The organism is Verrucomicrobiota bacterium JB022 (genome assembly GCA_030673845.1).
In the GTDB taxonomy this organism is placed as follows: domain Bacteria; phylum Verrucomicrobiota; class Verrucomicrobiia; order Opitutales; family Oceanipulchritudinaceae; genus WOUP01.
The window spans coordinates 12554-28767 of record JAUTCQ010000017.1 but is presented as its reverse complement, the minus strand read 5'-3'; the positions used below and the strand labels follow the sequence as shown (position 1 = coordinate 28767).

The window sequence follows — 16214 nt, the reverse complement described above, 5'->3', positions numbered from 1 at the left end:
GAACCTCTATGACTACAAGGCACTTGGAGAATAATTGCATGCTCCTTCCACCGAGACGCCAAGAAGGATAAAGGGGACTTGGTGCCTTAGTGACCTTGGTGAGAGAACCCCCTTCTCTCCCTCCACCCCTTTACTTCCGCACCGGCAGGCTTTCCATCACTGGCGCAAGCACGACGCGGAAGCCCAGTGAGGCGCGGGAGGTCGTTTCGCTGAGGCGCGAGCGCGAGGCGCTGCGGGCAAATTCCGCCGCTTCCTGCCAACTGCCGCCACGCACCGCCCGGCCCATCGTGCCGACCTCGCGGGTGTAGTTGCCCACGGCTTCACCCGGCAGGCGGTCGAGATAGCCGTCGAGGGTCCACTCGGCCACGTTGCCGTGCACGTCGTAGAGGCCCCAGGCGTTGGGCAGGTAGCTGCCAACGGGCTGAGGACCGTTCGGGCGCTCGGTCGTGGTGGTCGTGCGGCCCTGGAACTGGCGGAAATTGCGCGGATACTCGCCGCGGAAGTTGCCCTGCTCACCGCCCACGGCCTGCGCGCCAAAGCTGAAGGGCGCGTCGGAACCGGCTCGGGCGGCGTATTCCCACTCCATCTCGGTGGGCAGGCGATACTCGTACCCGGCGGGTACGCGACCGTAGCGCCGCTCCTGCTCGGTCAGGCGGGCACAAAACTGCATGGCGTCGCGCCAGCTCACGCTGTCGACCGGCAAGTCTTCACCGCCCCGGTTCTCGCTCGGGTTGCGCCCCATGAGGGCGGTGTAAAGCCGCTGCGTCACCTCGTGCTTGGCGATCCAGTAGCCCCGTTCGAGCGCCACGGGCGTGATCGGGCCGTCCGCCGGGCGGCGGTCCGGCTCTTCCACCGGGCTGCCCAGCTCGTCCCGACCGGCGGGGATCCAGAGCAGCTCCATCGCCAGGTAGGGCACTTCCCAGGCTTCGCCGGTTTGCGGGCCGGCGAGCGGCTTCAGCTCCGGCTGCCAGAGGTAGGCCTTGTTGGGCGGGATCGTCACCTGCGTCGCGGCCGGCTGGTAATGCTGCACAAACAGCTGCAGCTGCAAAGGCTCAAGCGCGGCCACCTCGTAGAGGCCGTCGGCCCGGGGCGTCTGGCGCTCGCGATTGACCAGCAGGGCGTGGGGCAGGCCTTCCGGCAACTGCACACGCACGGCGGCAGGTTTCGGCGCCAAGTCGATCGTCACGCGCGTGCGGTCGTCTTCCAGCACGTTTACCTCGCGCGCTACCGCCACAAAGTCTGGGTGCTCGACGCGGATCTGCTCGCTGCCTGCGCGCACATCGGCCACCACCGCCGGTTGACCGGAGTAAGACTCATCGCCCACCGCCACCTGCAGGGCAGCGAGCTGGTCCGGGGTCGGCGTCCTGCCTGCCATCGACACTTTCAGCTCCAGCTCGCCCCGGCGCTCTTCGAGGGCACCAAAATCCAATACCTGAGGCTCACCCGCGCGGAGCGTCACCTCGCGATTGGCCGTCTTGTAGCCGCCCTCGCCCACCGTCACCTGCAGGGCCTCGCCCAGCGGCAGGTTGTTCAAGGTGAGCGGCGTCTTGCCCCGGCGTTGGCCGTTGACCATCACGGCCAGGCCCTCGGGCTGCGAAAGCACCTGCAAAGGGCTCGGCAACGGCTCCAGAGGGGCCGTCACGCGGGCTGGCTCGCCGTTGCGCAAATCCACATCGAGGAGCGCGGGGGTGTAGCCGGGCGAAGAGACGCGCAACTGGTAGCGCCCCACCAGCAGACGGTCGGGCAAAGTCAGCGTGCCGGTATCGGGCACCCGGTCGAGGTAAAGCGCCACTCCCTCCGGCAGCAACACGTCGACAGTAGCCCCCGGGCGGGAAGTCAGTTGCAGCTCGGCCACTTCCGGTTGCAGCTGCAAATCGAGCGTCACCGGCTCGCCCGCCACTTCCAGGCGGCGCCGCACGGTGTTGAAGCGCGGGGCCGACACCTCCACGGTGTAGGTGCCACGCGGCAGATCGAGCGCCAGTTGCCCCTCCGACACCACAAACTGCTGGCTCTGCTCCGGGAAGCGCAGCGACGCACGGGCCGGGAACGTCCGCACCAGCAAGTCCACACCGCGAGCGCCGGGCTCCAGCCGCGTGATCACCCGCTCGGTAGGCTCCGGCGCCGCATTCTGGGCGGTAAAGAACTGCAGGCCCATCCAGGCCAACCCCAGCACAGCCACACCCGCCGCAACCAGAAAACCGAGGCGGATGTAGTTCTGGGCCGAGCGCGAATAGCGCTGCTGCAGCTTCTTCGGCAGCGGCAAGCCCTCCAGGTTCTGCAACACCTGCCCCTTCTGCTCCTGCGAACGCGCCACGTGGTGCAGCTTTTCCGCGCGATTGAGGTCTTCGCCAAACGCGTTGAGGTTGGCAAAGCGGTCGTAGGCGTCGGGCTCCAGACAGCGGCTGATGAACAAGTCCCAGCCCTCCGTCAGCTCCGGGCGCGCCTCGGTGGGCAGCACCCACTCGCGGGTCGGCTTTTGGCCGGTGAGGAGGAAATACGTGAGGATGCCGAGCGAAAAGATGTCGGCCCGCTGGTCGAACTCCTCATCGTTGCGCACCTCCGGGCTGAAGGTGTCCATCGCGGTGAGGTGCACGCGCTCGTCGTCTTCGAGGATCGGGATGATCGCCCCGCTCAGGAACACCTCGAATTTGCGGCGCTGCAGGGATTCATAGAGCCCAAACCCGTAGACGAAAACGTCGCCCTTGGGGCTGACCATCACCATGTCGGGCGTCAACGCAAAGTGGCCGATCATGCGGCTGCGGGCGGCCTTGAAGGCATCCGTCACCTTCCCCATCAAGGTCTTGAGCTGGCTGACGCTCAGCCCCGGGTCGGGCCGCTGGTCGTAAAAATAATCGCCCAAGGTCTGCAGGCCCGCCTCGTCGACATACTCGATCACCAGGCGCTCCTCAAAGCGGTCGCCATCGCGGATTTCCAGCAGGCCGGTATCCTTCAGGCTGTTGAGCTTGGCGCAGCGGCCCAGGTACGCCTTGTGAAAGACGGGGTCGCTGCTCAACGACTTGGGCAGCACGTGGATGAGCACTTGCCCATACTGCTCTTTGTCCACCCGGTAAAGCGCGCCGAACAAGTGAACGGCCAGCCGCTCCATCACCAGGTATGGACCCAACCGGTCCCCCTTTTGCAGCAGTTCCTGGGTGATAACCGACCCATACGGCAAGTGAGACATCCCAGCCATAGCGTGTGCCTACTCCACCGCAGCATCCACCTTTTGGCAACGCTTTTTAAGCCCTTGCCAGCCGGGGGCATCACTGCGCTGCCAGCGCTGCCGCGCCTCTCCACGGGCTTTTACCAACGGGCGGCTCAAAATCGTGCCGGCGCGCGCCCTATTTCGGCGGCAGCGGTGCCCGCGAGTCGGGCCAGCCCTCGGCCGGTGCGTAGACCTTGAGGTGCGGGTACGGGATCTCGATGCCCTCGCGCTCAAAGCGCTCCTTCATCTCCTGCAGCAGCGAGTTGCGCAGGTTGAGGTAGTCGCTCTTTTCAAACCACACGCCCCAGAGGAAGAGGATCTCGTCGGGTCGGAAGTCCTTGATCAGGATGAGCGGCTCCGGGTCGTCGAGCGCCCACAGGTTTTCCTTCGCCAGCTCGGCCAGGATCTCTTTCACCTTGCTCAGGTCGGAGCGGTAGGCGACGCGCACCTCAATGTCCATCCGGCGGATCGGGTAGCGGGTGATGTTCACCACCTCCCGCTTGATCATATCCTCGTTGGGGATGCGCACGAAAAGGTTGTCGAGCGTGCGCAGCTTGACCGACAGCATGTCGATGGACGCCACCACTCCCAGGCGCTCGCCGATCCGGATCAAGTCGCCGATGCGAAAAGGCTTTTCGCCGATCAGGAACAAGCCCGAGATGAAGTTGGAGAGCGTCGTCTGTGCCGCGAAGCCGATGGCAATGGTGGCGATACCGGCGGTAGCCACCAGGCCCGTGATGTCGTAGCCCAGCTCCGTCAGCACCAGCAGGATCAGGATGATGCTGCCACCCCAGAGGATGAAGCGCCGCAGGATGATGCTGCTGTGCTCCGAACCGTGGCGAACGAGCATTTGCCCGCCCAAACGGCCCAGTAACATCAGTAAGGGGAAGCCGAGCAGCACCATGGCGGCCGCCCGTGCGATCGAGAAATAATCGAGGGAAGCCATCGTCTAAGTCCCCATGGCCTGGAAGTCGGAAGCGGCCGCGTGTTTGAAGGTGAGGCCCACAAAAACGCGCTCGGCCGGCTCGTAAGCCTTGGAAACGAGGCGCAGGTTGGGCTCGTGGCTCGGAACACCGCTCTCGTAAGTCACCCGTGCCTCACGGGATTTGCCGGCGTAGCGGATGCGCACGACATTGCTCCAGAAGTGCTCGTGCCCGGAGTAGACGGCGAGGTGCTTGGTGCGCAGGCACAGCTTGTGGAACTCCAGCGCCTCCTCGCTATGGTTTTCCAGCACGATGGGGCAAATGATGTGGTGCGGGTGCCGGTTCAGCTCGTCGAGCTGCCGGCTGGCGGCAAAACGCAGCGAGTAGCACAGCTCCCCGTTGGCGTGGTTGCCAAACCAGGTATTGGAGAGCGCCCGGGTGGTCACGGTCGCCAGCTTTAGCTGTTCGTCGCGCTCCGGCCCGCCTACCCACAGCTCCACCCACACGGGGATGCAGGCAAAAAACTGGGCCGACTCGTGCGCCGGGATCGTCACCGGGCGATCCGCGCGCACCACGACCGGGCGCGGCGGCACTGCGGGCCACAGCTCAAACTGCTCGGGCGCGTGCTCGAAGGCGTGGTGATGCCACTCCAGCCCCTCGGGCACGACATCGTGCGGCACAAAGCTCGCGTCGAGCACCTCCGGGTCGTTCGCGTTTTCGTTGGCGTAGGCCCACTCCTTTTCGGCGCGGGCCAGCCAGAGGCGCAGCCGACCCAACCGCCAGAGGCATACGCGGTCGGCCGGCATACGACGAGGTTTCCAGAATTGCTGATGCGCCAACATGCCTGCGCCCTACTGAAGTGAAAAAAGCGGGAAATGCACGCCCATTCCGCAAACGGCTTACGGGCGCGCCTCGAAGAAGTCGACCACTGCCTGCACGATCGTATCGACCGCCGCCAGCTTGCCCTTGCCCTCGTAGCCGCAGGCCAGCATGCCCTCCGCCGGCTCGATGATCTGGTGCCCACGCTCGGCCAACGTGCGCAAATTGGCCTGCGTGGCCGGGTGCGCCAGCATCTTGCCGTTCATGGCCGGCGCGAGCATCACCGGCGCAGGCGTAGCGAGGTAGACGTTGCCCAACAAGTCTGGGGCAAGCCCATGGGCAAACTGGGCCAGCGTATTGGCCGTGGCCGGGGCCACCAGCAGCAAGTCGGCATTGTCCGCGATCTCGATATGGCCCGGCTGCCAGCCCTCCGCCTCGTCCCAGAGGCTCACGCACACCGGGCGGCGGCTCAAGGTCTGGAGCGTCAGCGGCGCAATCAGACGGGTGGCGGCCTCGGTCATCACTACATGCACCTCGGCCCCCAGCTTTACCAGCTGGCTGGTGATGTCGGCCGCCTTGTAGGCCGCAATCGAGCCCGTGACGCCCAGGACGATGTTCTTGCTCTCCAGCGGTAGTGCCATCCTGCCAGCCTGCCCTCAGTTTCCGCTTTGCGCAAGCGGGGAGATACACCGGCTGCGGGCACAAAAAACGGGCCCATCGCGTTGGATGGGCCCGCCAGTATGGAAAGCACAGAGTGAGGAAGAAACGGGGCCGGGTTACTTGGTGTAGGTCACCACGTTGCCGGTGCTGTTCACGTAGAACGACATGCTGTCGCTGAAGATGTAGATCCAGCTGTTGTAGCTGCTGGAGTAGATCCAGGGGAAGTGCGACGTGTCGAAGTCGACCCAGGTCCAGCCGAGGTTGTTACCCTCGACGCTGGCGTAGGAATAGAGCCAGCCCTGGTTGGTGTCGGCGCTGCCCGCACCCTGCACCTGCGTGTCGTTCACCCACAGGTAGCCCATCTGCGGATGCCAGAGGTAGGGGTAGCTGGAGGCGTAGAACACCCCGTTGCCGGTCGAGATGAAGCCGTTGCCGACAGCCTGGGCCCCGAAGAGGAAATTGGCGTGCAGGCTCTCGGAAGCGCCTTCGGTCAGCACCAGCTTGTAGCCGCGCAGCTGCACGTTGTCGACGCGCAGGCCGCCGGTGTGGCCGCTGCTCGTGGCGGTGTAGCTGGAGTTCAGATTGATCGTCAGCGTCACGCTGTCAGCGTTGTCGGCCTGGGCCGGCAGCTCATAAACGAGCTGGCTGTAGCTGGTGCCGATCATCGCGGTGGACTCCACCGGATAGGAGGTGCCGTCGACCATCACGCTGACGGTCGGGGTGCTCTGGAACGGGCCGCTGAGGGCCATCGCGTCGAGCGCAAACTGGACGTTGTAGTAGCCGGCGGTGCTGGCCGTAACGGTGATCGCCTTGGTGCCGATCTCACCGCGCAGGAGCAGCGAAGCGTTGTTGCCGGCAGCCTGGTTCTCGATGCCCCAGTTGGCGTTGTAGACAGAATTGAGCGTGCTGCCGTCGGTGCCGTTGAACGCGATCTCGTTACGGTCGTAGGCACCGGCCTGGCGGCTGTTGCCATTCACGTCGATCATGTCCGTCGGGTAGACCAGGCTCGAAAGGTCGAGCACGGCCGGCGTCAAAGCCGTCAGGCTGCTACCAGACTGCTCACCCTCCTTGGCGATCAGTTGCTTCTGCAGGCTGCTGGACACGATGATGCCACGAGCGATCGCCTGCTCATTCGTCAAACCATTGTAGGCTTGTTCGATCTTGGTCTCAAAATCCCACGCTGCGATCGGGGTCAAGTCGGTCCGTTGGGCATGCGCCGCACCAGCCAGGGCGGTTGCAAGACAAAGGGTGTAAAACGGCTTTTTCATGCGATATCGAATAGTGTTTTGAGAGAGGAAATTGAATTTGACCCGAGTCTGAAACACCACCCCAACCGGTCAAGTTGTTTCTAGTGCTAAGCCTTTAATGTAAGGCAAAAGACACAATGAACGGATAAAATTAACACAAATGACACACAACCGTTTCACAGCCCATGCCAGCACCGAAGAGACGTTGACAATCGAGGGCAACGGCCAAGACTGTGCGTCCCTACTGCACCCTGTTTGCACCGATGAGAAAAATGCCCTTCCGCACCCTCGCCACCCTCGGCCTGTTGAGCCTCTGCAGCCACCTCGGCGCCGCCGAAATCACCGCCGAAGCCCTGCCCCACCTGCCCGAATTCTGGCCCTCGCACCTGAAGCTGAAGGAGCAGACCACGGTGGAAGTCGAGGGGCGCGAGCGCACGATCCTCCCGCTGATCAACGGTGTGGTGGTGCGGGTAAGCGAGCAAGGAGTGCTGGCCGACTTCGGCTCCAGCGGGCGCCACCTCTTCCCCCTCGAGGCGACCGACATCCTCACCCGCGCCGAAGCCATCCAGGCCGACCCGAAGCTGAAACCCACCCCCCTCCTCCAGACCCAGATCGGGGACAAGTTCTGGCGCTGGAATGGCGAAAACATGCAGCGCCTGGGCGGCCACTATTTTGAACATAAGGACTATTTCGTATTTCTTTATGCCGAACCACAGGAAGCTACGTCCGTCAAAGCAGTGGCCAAATTGTCACAAGCCTATGACGAAATCGTCCGGCAAAGCCCGGAGGCCGAAGTCGTCCTGCTCTCGGCCAACCGCGAAGTGCAACCCTTCTTCGATCAGGATGCGCCGGAATTCCCTGTGATGGTGTGGCACATGTCCAAAGGCTACATCTACGCCCTGGCCCATCCGCTCGACCAGCGCCCCGCCGTCGTCGTGACCGATGCCAACAACCGCATCCTCTACCCGACCGAAGGCACCGCCGATTTTCCGGAAGTGGCCGACTGGGCCGGTTGGATCCACGACCTCATCGAGCGCGACCAGGCCCAACTGGCCGCCGATCCAGTGCGCGCGCCTTACCTGCAGCAGTAGCGATACCTCAGATTTCATCCAGACCGCCAAGGACTGCTCCCGCCGGGCAGTCTTTTTTTGGGACACAAAAAACCTTCGACCCAGCAGGTCGAAGGCAGCGTTTCCCCAAAAGGAGGTGCCTGAACGAATTCAGGCACCCAAGATGAAGCGGACTACTCCGAGCGGAGCACACCGAGACCGGAAGCAGCCGTCCAACCGTCGGTCCAGAGGCTCTCGGACGGGTTGAAAGCACCGAAGTAGGCGGCGCTTTGGAAGAACGTGGCCGTCACCGGGGCGAGGTCGCCATTCAGGCCAGCCGGGCGCGGGTCGAGACCGGTGCGGCGGCTGAACATCGACATGTCGCGACGCACCACAAACGGGTCGACGTCGGTGTAGTTGTTGCTGAACTTGCCAGCACGCTTTTCAGCATAGTCGCCACTGGCACCGTTGAGCACTTCGGCCGCGCGGATGTTGCCGGCGCCGACAAACACGGCGTCGCTCATCGCCACAAAGGAGTCGCCCGCATTGGCGAAGTTGTACCAGTAGTTGCTCTGGAAGCTCACGTCGCCGGCGAGCCAGCGGTCCACGCCGTCGGCGTCGAGGCGGATGCCCGAGCCACCGAAGTCGGAGAAGATCGAGTTGCGGTAGGTGCCGCCGAAGGAGTCGCGGATACGGAACGCGTCGTTGCGGCCGCTGTCGTAGCTCGCATTGTGACCGGCGCCGCCACCGATGTAGGTCGCGTTGTAAACGGTCGGGTAAGCGAGGGGGAGGCCGCCGCGAGCTTCCGCGCCGGTGTTCGTCACGCCGAGCGGCACGCCGTTGATCGAATCCACGAAGATGGAGTTGATCACGCCGTCATGCTCGCCGGCATGGTTGCCGGTGGCGGTGTCGTCGAGCTGCAGGGAGAACCAGAATTGGCCGAGGCCGGTGAAGCCTTCGTCGATGTCAAACGAATCGTCCTGGTTGAAGAGGGCGACGAGGTGGCTGGTGTTGACGGTGCCGCCAAACCACTCATAGCCGTCGTCGTTGTTCAGGTAGACTTCGACGTATTCGATCAGCGTGCCGAAGCCAACGCCGCCCATGGTGAGGCCGTTGATTTCATTGCCTTCGCCGATTTCGGTACCGCCGTGGCGGATCGACACGTAGCGCACCACGCCCGAAGAGTCGTTGGGGTTGGAACCGCCATAGACGGATTCCTCGCTGTCGATCAAGCCTTCGATCGTGTTTTCGAAATAGTTGTCGGTCAGCTCGCTTTGGGTGCCCACCGCGACGCCGTCGGCGATCGAGCCCACGTTGGTCGGCGCGCTACCGAGCAGGATCAGACCGCCCCAGAGACCACGGTTGTAGGGGGCAGCGCCCACCGCGCCATTGGAGGCGTCTTGCGTCCAGCCCGCGTAGGGGGGCAGCGGGTTGTTCAGCGGGTCGGCGTCGTGGAAGACATCCAGGCCCATCCCGGCGTTCCAACGGGTAGCGAAACCGCCGTCGGCGTCATAAGCGCCATCGTCGTTCACGTCCACCGCAGCGGTCGTGAAGATGATCGGCTGCTGAGCCGTGCCGGAGGCAATAATCTGGGAACCGCGAGAAACGATGAGGCTGCCGGCGTCGGTGACTACCGCGCTGGCGGGCTGGCCGCGCACGATCACGCCCGGCTCGATCGTGAGCACCGCACCATCCATCACATAGATGGGTCCTTCGAGGATGATGGGGCTGTCCGCCAAAGTCCAAGTCTCACTGGTCGTGATGTTGGAGCTGACGACCTTTTCGCCAAAAGCGCTAAGGGAAAAAGCCGCGACAACAGCAGCAGTACCGAGCAGTTTCAAGTTTTGCATCTTTGTTCGATTTGAGGTTCTCTGGTTGAAATTCTGGTGCATTCTACGCGTTGAAAGTGACAAAGCTTGGCTCATTCAGTTACGCGTGTGTAACAGCGACTAGAAAAAGTCGTAGGAGAGCGAAATACCGAACTCGCGACCACGCTTGTAGCTACTGCGCGCATACGGATTCTCCAGCCCACGGTAAATGGCACTCGTCGGATCGTTCTGCGAACTGACCGCTCCAAGATCGACCACCTCCGGGTCGTAAACCTGGTTGATCCACGGATCGAGCAGGTTCTTGATCGAGAACTTGAGCGACAGGTTGTCCGTCAGCTTTTGCGACACCACGAGGTTGAGCGTCGTCACCTCCTCGTCGTAGATCGAGAGGGCGTTCTCCGCCAGGTAGCCTACCGAAGAGAGGCGGTGGCTGGTCCAGTTCGCGGAGAGCGTCACATCGGTGCCCCACTCTTCCTGGCGGAAGTTGATGAAGCCGTTCATGATATACTCCGGCTGGTCGTAGAACTGGCGCTCGCGCGGCAGGAGCGAAGCGCCGCGCGTGTTCCAGCCCTGAGGGCCCAGCTCGCGGGTCGAACGCTCGATCTTGGCGTCGACGTAGGTGATGTTGCCCCCGACGTTGAACACCTGGAAGAAATCGCCGATGAAGCCCAGGTTCTTGCTCAACTCGATCTCAAGGCCCTTCAGCTTGCCATCGTTCTCGTTGTTTTCGAACGAGAAGCGGTTGGGGCGCACTTCGTAGCGCTCGATGGGGTTGGAGACGACCTTGTAGAAGAAGTTGAGCGACACGAGGTCGGCATCGCCAAAGAAGTATTCGAAGCGCACGTCGTAGTTGTCCACGCGCGACTGCTCCAGGCCGTCCACCGTCGGCGTCGAGCTGGAGGGCACGGCAAAGACTTCGCCCGGGTTGCCAAACTCCACGCTGTCGTCGGCCAACGAATAAGTCGCAAACGGGGCCAGCTCGCGGAACGAGGGGCGCGCGACCGTGCGGGAATAGGCGGTGCGGATCTTGAACTTCTCCGTCACATCCGTGTTCAAGGTGACGGAGGGCAGCCAGGTGCCTTCGTCGATCGGGCGGGTTTCACCGTAGCGCGGGCGGAAGTTGACGCCCTGAATGGTGCCGACCCCAAGGAATTCGATCTCGGCCTGCTCAAAGCGCGCGCCGGCAACAAACTTGTGCGTCATCGAAAGCAGGCTGAACGGCACTTCGGCCATCGCATAGCCAGACTTGATCGTGCGCGTGCCGGTGGCCGGCCCTTCTGCCGTCAGCGGGTAGTTGACCCACTGGCCGCCCGCGTTTTGCACCACATTGGCCGAGCCCACGATTTGCGAGGGCGATTCGAAGCGGGGGCGCCCGAGGGGAGAGTAGCTCGACTGGTATTGCACGAACTCGCGGCTCACGTCCTCATACTGCCCGCCCATCTTGAAGCGCGGCGTGCTGTCGAGGCCGAAGAAGTCGAGCGGCAGCGTAAAGTCGATCTTCGCGATCTGGTTCTCCTGGTCCGTCTCACGCGCAAACTGGCTCACGCGGTGGTCGCCGCTGCTGTCCAGCGTATAGTCGCCCCGGTTGGCATCGTAGATGATGAAGCGGAGGTTGCGCACCAGCTCGTCCTGCGTGTTGGTCGAATACGCGTAAGACCAGTCGAGCGAGGAGTTCATCAACTCCGGCAGGTAGTGGTGGCCCTCCACCTGGTGCAGCTGCATCTCGCGCTCGGTGTAGCCGAGGGTGCTGAAGTAGAAGAGTTGCTGCCCGACGCCGTCTTCATCCCAGTCGAGCGGAGGCAGCTCTTCGGCCTCGTCGGTGCCCATGCGGGTGAAGAAGTAGGTGTAGCGGAATTCCTGATTCTTCAGCGGGCGGTAGGAGAAGGAGGCGAGGCCGGAGAGGCTCACTTCTTCCGCACCGTAATTCCAGATGCCCCAAGGCTGGCCGGCAGCCGAATTGCCCTCGTTGTCGACGCTGGAGAGCGTGACGAGGTTGTTGCGCAGGTCGAAGACGCCCTCGCGCTCCAGGCGGGCCGTATCGCGGTAAAAGTAGTCGCGCTTCCAGCTCACCGAGCCGATGAAGCCCAGCTCCTGCTCACCGAAGATCTTGAAGCGGTCGCCGTAGGAGAGGGAGCCGCTGGTGTCGAGACCCGGCTTGCCCCGCTTGTTGGCCGCCATCGGCCCCTGGCTGGCGTCGGTCTGCGGGAAGACGCGGTCGTCGTAGCCCTGGGCCAGCCAGTCGTCGTTGCCCTCGTTGGTGGTGAGGAAATTGTCGTTGAATGACGTATTGTCGCGGTAGGCGGTGCCGAGGCTGAAGGAGAGGATGCGCTCTTCCGGCAGGCCCTTGGTCTTGATATTGATGTTGCCGCCGCTGGACTCGCCCGGCAGGTCGGGCGTGTAAGTCTTGCTGGCGATGATCTGGTCGATCATCGAAGAGGGAAAGATGTCGAGCTGCACCGCCTGGCGGTCCGGGTCTGGGCTGGGCATGACGACGCCGTTGAGCATCGTCGTGCTGTAGCGGTCGTTGAGGCCGCGCACGACGGCGTACTTGCCATCGCTCACGTTGAGGCCGGGCAGCTTGGTCACGGCTTCGGCCACATCGCTCACGGCAAAGCGGCTCATGTTGTCGGCGCTCAAGGCGTCGATGGCACCCAGCGACTGCTGGCGGATGGCCACCACTTCCACATTTTGCTCGCGGATGGCCTCGGCCGTCACCGCGATTGCCTCCAGCTCAAAGATCTCCGTCGGCATTTCGTCGCCAGAGGAAGCCGTGCTCGTGGGCGACGAAGAAGTCGTGGAGGCGGAGTTGCGCGGCAGGGCAACGTCCAGCGAAGCCGTCTGGCCCTGCGTCACCTCGATGCCCGTGACGTCGTAGGGGTCAAAGCCCGCCTTGTAGACGCGCAGCGTGTACTCGCCCACCGGCACATCGTCGAAGATGTAGGCGCCCTGGGCGTCGCTTTGGGTGTAGGCCGAAGAGTTCAGCAGCACCAGCGAAGCCGCAGAAATCGGCTGCCCCGAAGACTGTTCGAAGATTTTGCCTGCCACGCGGCCCGTTTGCGCCTGTGCGCAGACCGCAAATGGGATGAGAAGGCTCGAAAGGAGGGTCGGACGAGCGAATCGATAGTTCATAGTCAGCTCAAAAAGAGCCCCGACTCATTACCGGCCCTACCCCTGCGGCAACAGTAAACTCGGGCTGTTGCCGCTATTTCACTGGGCTGACGCGCCACCGTCACCTATGTCACAAATGTCGCAATTCCGTCACTTACACCAAATGCTTCCTCTTTTCGCTTTACCTTCATCCCCCCGTTCGGCTTAAAACGCTGCTCATGGATTCGGCCGTGCAAGCAGAGGTTTTGAAGATTTTCAAGGAGACAGGTGCCTTGCTGGAGGGGCACTTCATCCTGCGTTCCGGGCTGCGCAGCGCCCACTTTTTCCAATGTGCCCGCGTGTGCGAGCACCTGGATTACGTGACGCGCCTGATCGAGCTGCTCATCCCCAAGCTGCCCACGCAGGACTTCGAGACCGTCGTGGCCCCCGCCATGGGCGGCCTCGTGCTGGGCCAGGAAGTCGCCCGCCAGCTCGGCAAGCGCTTCATCTTTGTGGAAAAGGACGAAGGAGCCCTCGCCCTGCGCCGCAACTTCAAGATCGCCAACGGCGAGCGCGTGCTGGTGGTGGAAGACGTGATCACCCGCGGCGGTCGCGTGCAGGAGACGCTCGACATCATCGACAGCCGGGGCGGTGAAACCGTCGCCGTGACGGTGCTTGTCGACCGCAGCGCCGGCCAGGCCAAGTTCCCCATCCCGCTCGTGAGCCTGCTGGAGCTCGACTTCCCCACCTACGAGCCCAACCAACTGCCGCCGCACCTGCGCAATATCCCGGCGATCAAGCCCGGCTCGTAACCCGGCCCATTTCAGCTTTCCGCGCACAAAAAAGGGCGACCGTCGATCGAAGACGGTCGCCCTTGCTGTATACAAAGCCTTCTGAGGGCCCTCTAGCGCACGCGCAGGGCAAGGAAGCCGCGACGGCCCTGGAACTCTACCCAAAGCTTGTTCACGGCCCCCTGACGCAGCTTCTGGCGCAGGTCGTCGATCGAAGCCACCTTCTGGTCGTTGACCTCGATGATCACCATACCCGGGCGCAGGTCGCCGGCGTAGGGGGAGCGCGCCTCGACTTCGAGCACGATCACCCCTTCCTGGCTCTCGACGTTCCAGCTCTCGGCCTGCTCGGCACTCAAAGTCTGCAGGCGCACGCCTTCCAGCACCCGGTTATTGCCACCGGTGGTGCCAGAGCCGCTGCCGTCCTGATCGTCCAGATTGCCCAGCGTCACCTTTACGTCCTGCTGCTTGCCGCCGCGCACAATGCCCAGCGTCACCTCGGTGTCGGGGCTCATGCTGGCCACACGCAGGCGCAGGTCGGACGAGTTGTCGACCTCGCGGCCATTGATCGAGAGGATCACGTCGCCCCGCTCGATCCCCGCATCGGCAGCGGGCGAATCGGGCTGGATCGACTCCACCAGCGCACCGCGTGCGTGGTCGAGGTTGAAGGCCTCCGCCATGTCGCGGTCGAGATCGCTGATCGACACCCCGAGGAAGCCGCGGCGGACTTCGCCCGTCTCGATCAGGTCGACCACGATGCTCCGGGCCAGGCGCGTGGGGATGGCAAAGCCGATCCCGATGCTGCCACCCGTGCGCGAGATGATCGCGGAGTTGACGCCCACCAGGCGGCCGCCGGCATCGATCAACGCGCCGCCGGAATTGCCCTGATTGATCGCGGCATCCGTCTGGATAAAGTCTTCGTAGCCGCCCTGCCCCAGGATGCCGATCGTGCGGCGCGTGGCCGAGACGATGCCCATCGTGGTGGTCTGGCCGACGCCGAGCGGGTTGCCGATCGCGAAGACGATATCGCCCACGCGCAGCTTCTCGCTGTCGGCCATCGGCAGGAAGGGCAGGCCCGTGCGGTCGATCTTCAGCAGCGCGATATCGGTCCGCTCATCGCGGCCGACCAGCTCTGCCTTGAACTCCTCGCGCGAATTCAACTGCACCATGATCTCGTCCGCCGGTTCGCCACTCGGGTCCGTCACCACGTGATTGTTGGTGAGGATGTAGCCGTCGGAGGAGATGATGACGCCCGAACCAAGCCCGTTGGGGATCAGGCGCTCGGCGCCGCCTTCCGGCCCTTGGCCCTGCCCCGGTGCACCGCCCTGCGGCCCCTGCGGGTTGCCGGGCCCCGGCTGGGGCAGACCGTAAAAGCGACGCAGGAAGTCCTCAAGCGGGCTCGCACCCCCACCCCCGCGCATCGAGCTGACGATGCGGGATGTGGTGACCGAAACCACCGCCGGGCGTGCTTTTTCGAGCACATCCGCATAACTCACGACCACGGCATTGGCCGAGGCATCCAGGCGTTGTTCTTCTAGAGGAAACCGTTGATCCGCATTGACATCCTGCTTTTCGGCGGCACCGCAACCCAGCGGCGCGACGAGCAGGAACGCAAAAACCAGCGGAAACCGAGATAGCTTACGCAGCATTGACTCCATAGGTAATGATAAGGTTGCGTCTCAAAGCGCACAACGCAAGCGGTGGAACGGGAATCCCCGCCTGCCACTCGCATAAAAACCGCAAACCCTCCCAAAGTTGCACCGTCACCTTCAGATGATCATGCTACGCAACGCTTTTCTACTCTCCGGGCTGCTCCTCGCACCCCTCCTTTCTGCGGCCCCCAACGCGCTGGAAGAACAGGCTGCCGCCGCCCGCGAAGCCACCCAACGCCTACTGGAGCTAACGGAGCAGGCCCTCCCCGGCGCGGAGACCAACCCCACCCTGCCGCCCGACGAGGCCAAGACCCAGGCTACCGCACTCATCCTGCAGAGCGAAGCCGAACGCTTTCTCCAGGCCCTCGACCAGGCCCATGACGCCGCCCAAAGCGAGAAAGCCTGGCTCGACTTGATCCAACGCCGGCTGCTGCAGCAACGCTTTGCCGAGTGCCTCCAGTTGGCCGAACTCTTCGTACTCGCCTACCCCGAATCGCCCGAAGTGGCCGGCCTGATGGGCCTGCAACGCCAGATGGTGCTCAAAATCAAGGATGGCAGCGATACCCTCGAGCGAGTCAACGCACTCTTCATCAGCCGCTGGGAACGAGGGTTGGTACAACAGCAGGAAGCCCATTACATCCTCAGCCGCCTCAGCCGCGACAACGTGCGCAAGCTGGCCCCCACTCCGCCCCTGTACGAAGACAAGCACCGCTGGACCTACCGCCTCCCGGCCACCGCCACCCAGCCCGAGCGCTACCTGCACATCCGCTGGGACAATGGCCGCGTCGAAGACGTCAAGATCTCCGAAAAAGAAGACGCGCGCTGAGGGTATCGCGAGGCTTTCGCTTACCCCTCGTTGCCGAACGAGAAGATTCTTCACCTGAATCTCCCGGACTAGCCCCGCGCGCTCTGGGAGTGCTGGGCTATGCCCAGATCTGGATGATTCTAGGCCTCT

The 16214-nt window shown here is 63.4% G+C and carries 11 protein-coding genes; 3 read left to right on the top strand and 8 right to left on the bottom strand.

Going from position 1 to position 16214, the window contains the following annotated elements; translation table 11 throughout:
• Positions 1-130: 130 nt before the first annotated feature.
• The 5 genes from Q7P63_12830 to Q7P63_12810 form a co-directional block, all read right to left on the bottom strand.
• Positions 131-3184, bottom strand: a complete 3054-nt coding sequence (locus Q7P63_12830) for an SUMF1/EgtB/PvdO family nonheme iron enzyme (protein MDP0500972.1) — start codon at positions 3182-3184, stop codon at positions 131-133.
• 157 nt (positions 3185-3341) lie between these two features.
• Positions 3342-4151, bottom strand: a complete 810-nt coding sequence (locus Q7P63_12825; GenBank protein MDP0500971.1) for a mechanosensitive ion channel family protein — start codon at positions 4149-4151, stop codon at positions 3342-3344.
• A 3-nt stretch (positions 4152-4154) separates the two neighbouring features.
• Positions 4155-4934: a DUF432 domain-containing protein gene (locus Q7P63_12820; GenBank protein MDP0500970.1), complete on the bottom strand. Its 780-nt coding sequence runs from the start codon at positions 4932-4934 to the stop codon at positions 4155-4157.
• Positions 4935-5027: 93 nt separating this feature from the next.
• On the bottom strand, positions 5028-5588 hold the full coding sequence (coaBC, locus tag Q7P63_12815; GenBank protein MDP0500969.1) for a bifunctional phosphopantothenoylcysteine decarboxylase/phosphopantothenate--cysteine ligase CoaBC: 561 nt from the start codon (positions 5586-5588) through the stop codon (positions 5028-5030).
• 135 nt (positions 5589-5723) lie between these two features.
• Positions 5724-6875: a hypothetical protein gene (locus Q7P63_12810; protein ID MDP0500968.1), complete on the bottom strand. Its 1152-nt coding sequence runs from the start codon at positions 6873-6875 to the stop codon at positions 5724-5726.
• A gap of 242 nt (positions 6876-7117) precedes the next feature.
• Between Q7P63_12810 and Q7P63_12805 the strand changes: the two genes are divergently transcribed.
• Positions 7118-7945, top strand: a complete 828-nt coding sequence (locus Q7P63_12805) for a hypothetical protein (GenBank protein ID MDP0500967.1) — start codon at positions 7118-7120, stop codon at positions 7943-7945.
• A gap of 152 nt (positions 7946-8097) precedes the next feature.
• Here the strand turns inward: Q7P63_12805 and Q7P63_12800 are convergent, their stop codons facing one another.
• Both Q7P63_12800 and Q7P63_12795 read right to left on the bottom strand, forming a co-directional pair.
• Positions 8098-9753: a hypothetical protein gene (locus Q7P63_12800; protein MDP0500966.1), complete on the bottom strand. Its 1656-nt coding sequence runs from the start codon at positions 9751-9753 to the stop codon at positions 8098-8100.
• A gap of 99 nt (positions 9754-9852) precedes the next feature.
• On the bottom strand, positions 9853-12861 hold the full coding sequence (locus Q7P63_12795; protein ID MDP0500965.1) for a TonB-dependent receptor: 3009 nt from the start codon (positions 12859-12861) through the stop codon (positions 9853-9855).
• A gap of 197 nt (positions 12862-13058) precedes the next feature.
• Between Q7P63_12795 and pyrE the strand changes: the two genes are divergently transcribed.
• On the top strand, positions 13059-13631 hold the full coding sequence (gene pyrE, locus Q7P63_12790) for an orotate phosphoribosyltransferase (GenBank protein MDP0500964.1): 573 nt from the start codon (positions 13059-13061) through the stop codon (positions 13629-13631).
• A gap of 92 nt (positions 13632-13723) precedes the next feature.
• Here the strand turns inward: pyrE and Q7P63_12785 are convergent, their stop codons facing one another.
• Positions 13724-15256: a Do family serine endopeptidase gene (locus tag Q7P63_12785; protein ID MDP0500963.1), complete on the bottom strand. Its 1533-nt coding sequence runs from the start codon at positions 15254-15256 to the stop codon at positions 13724-13726.
• 130 nt (positions 15257-15386) lie between these two features.
• On the opposite strand from Q7P63_12785, the gene Q7P63_12780 reads away from it, so the two are divergent.
• The gene (locus Q7P63_12780; GenBank protein MDP0500962.1) at positions 15387-16085 is read left to right on the top strand and encodes a hypothetical protein; all 699 of its coding nucleotides are present in this window, start codon (positions 15387-15389) and stop codon (positions 16083-16085) included.
• Positions 16086-16214: the final 129 nt, after the last annotated feature.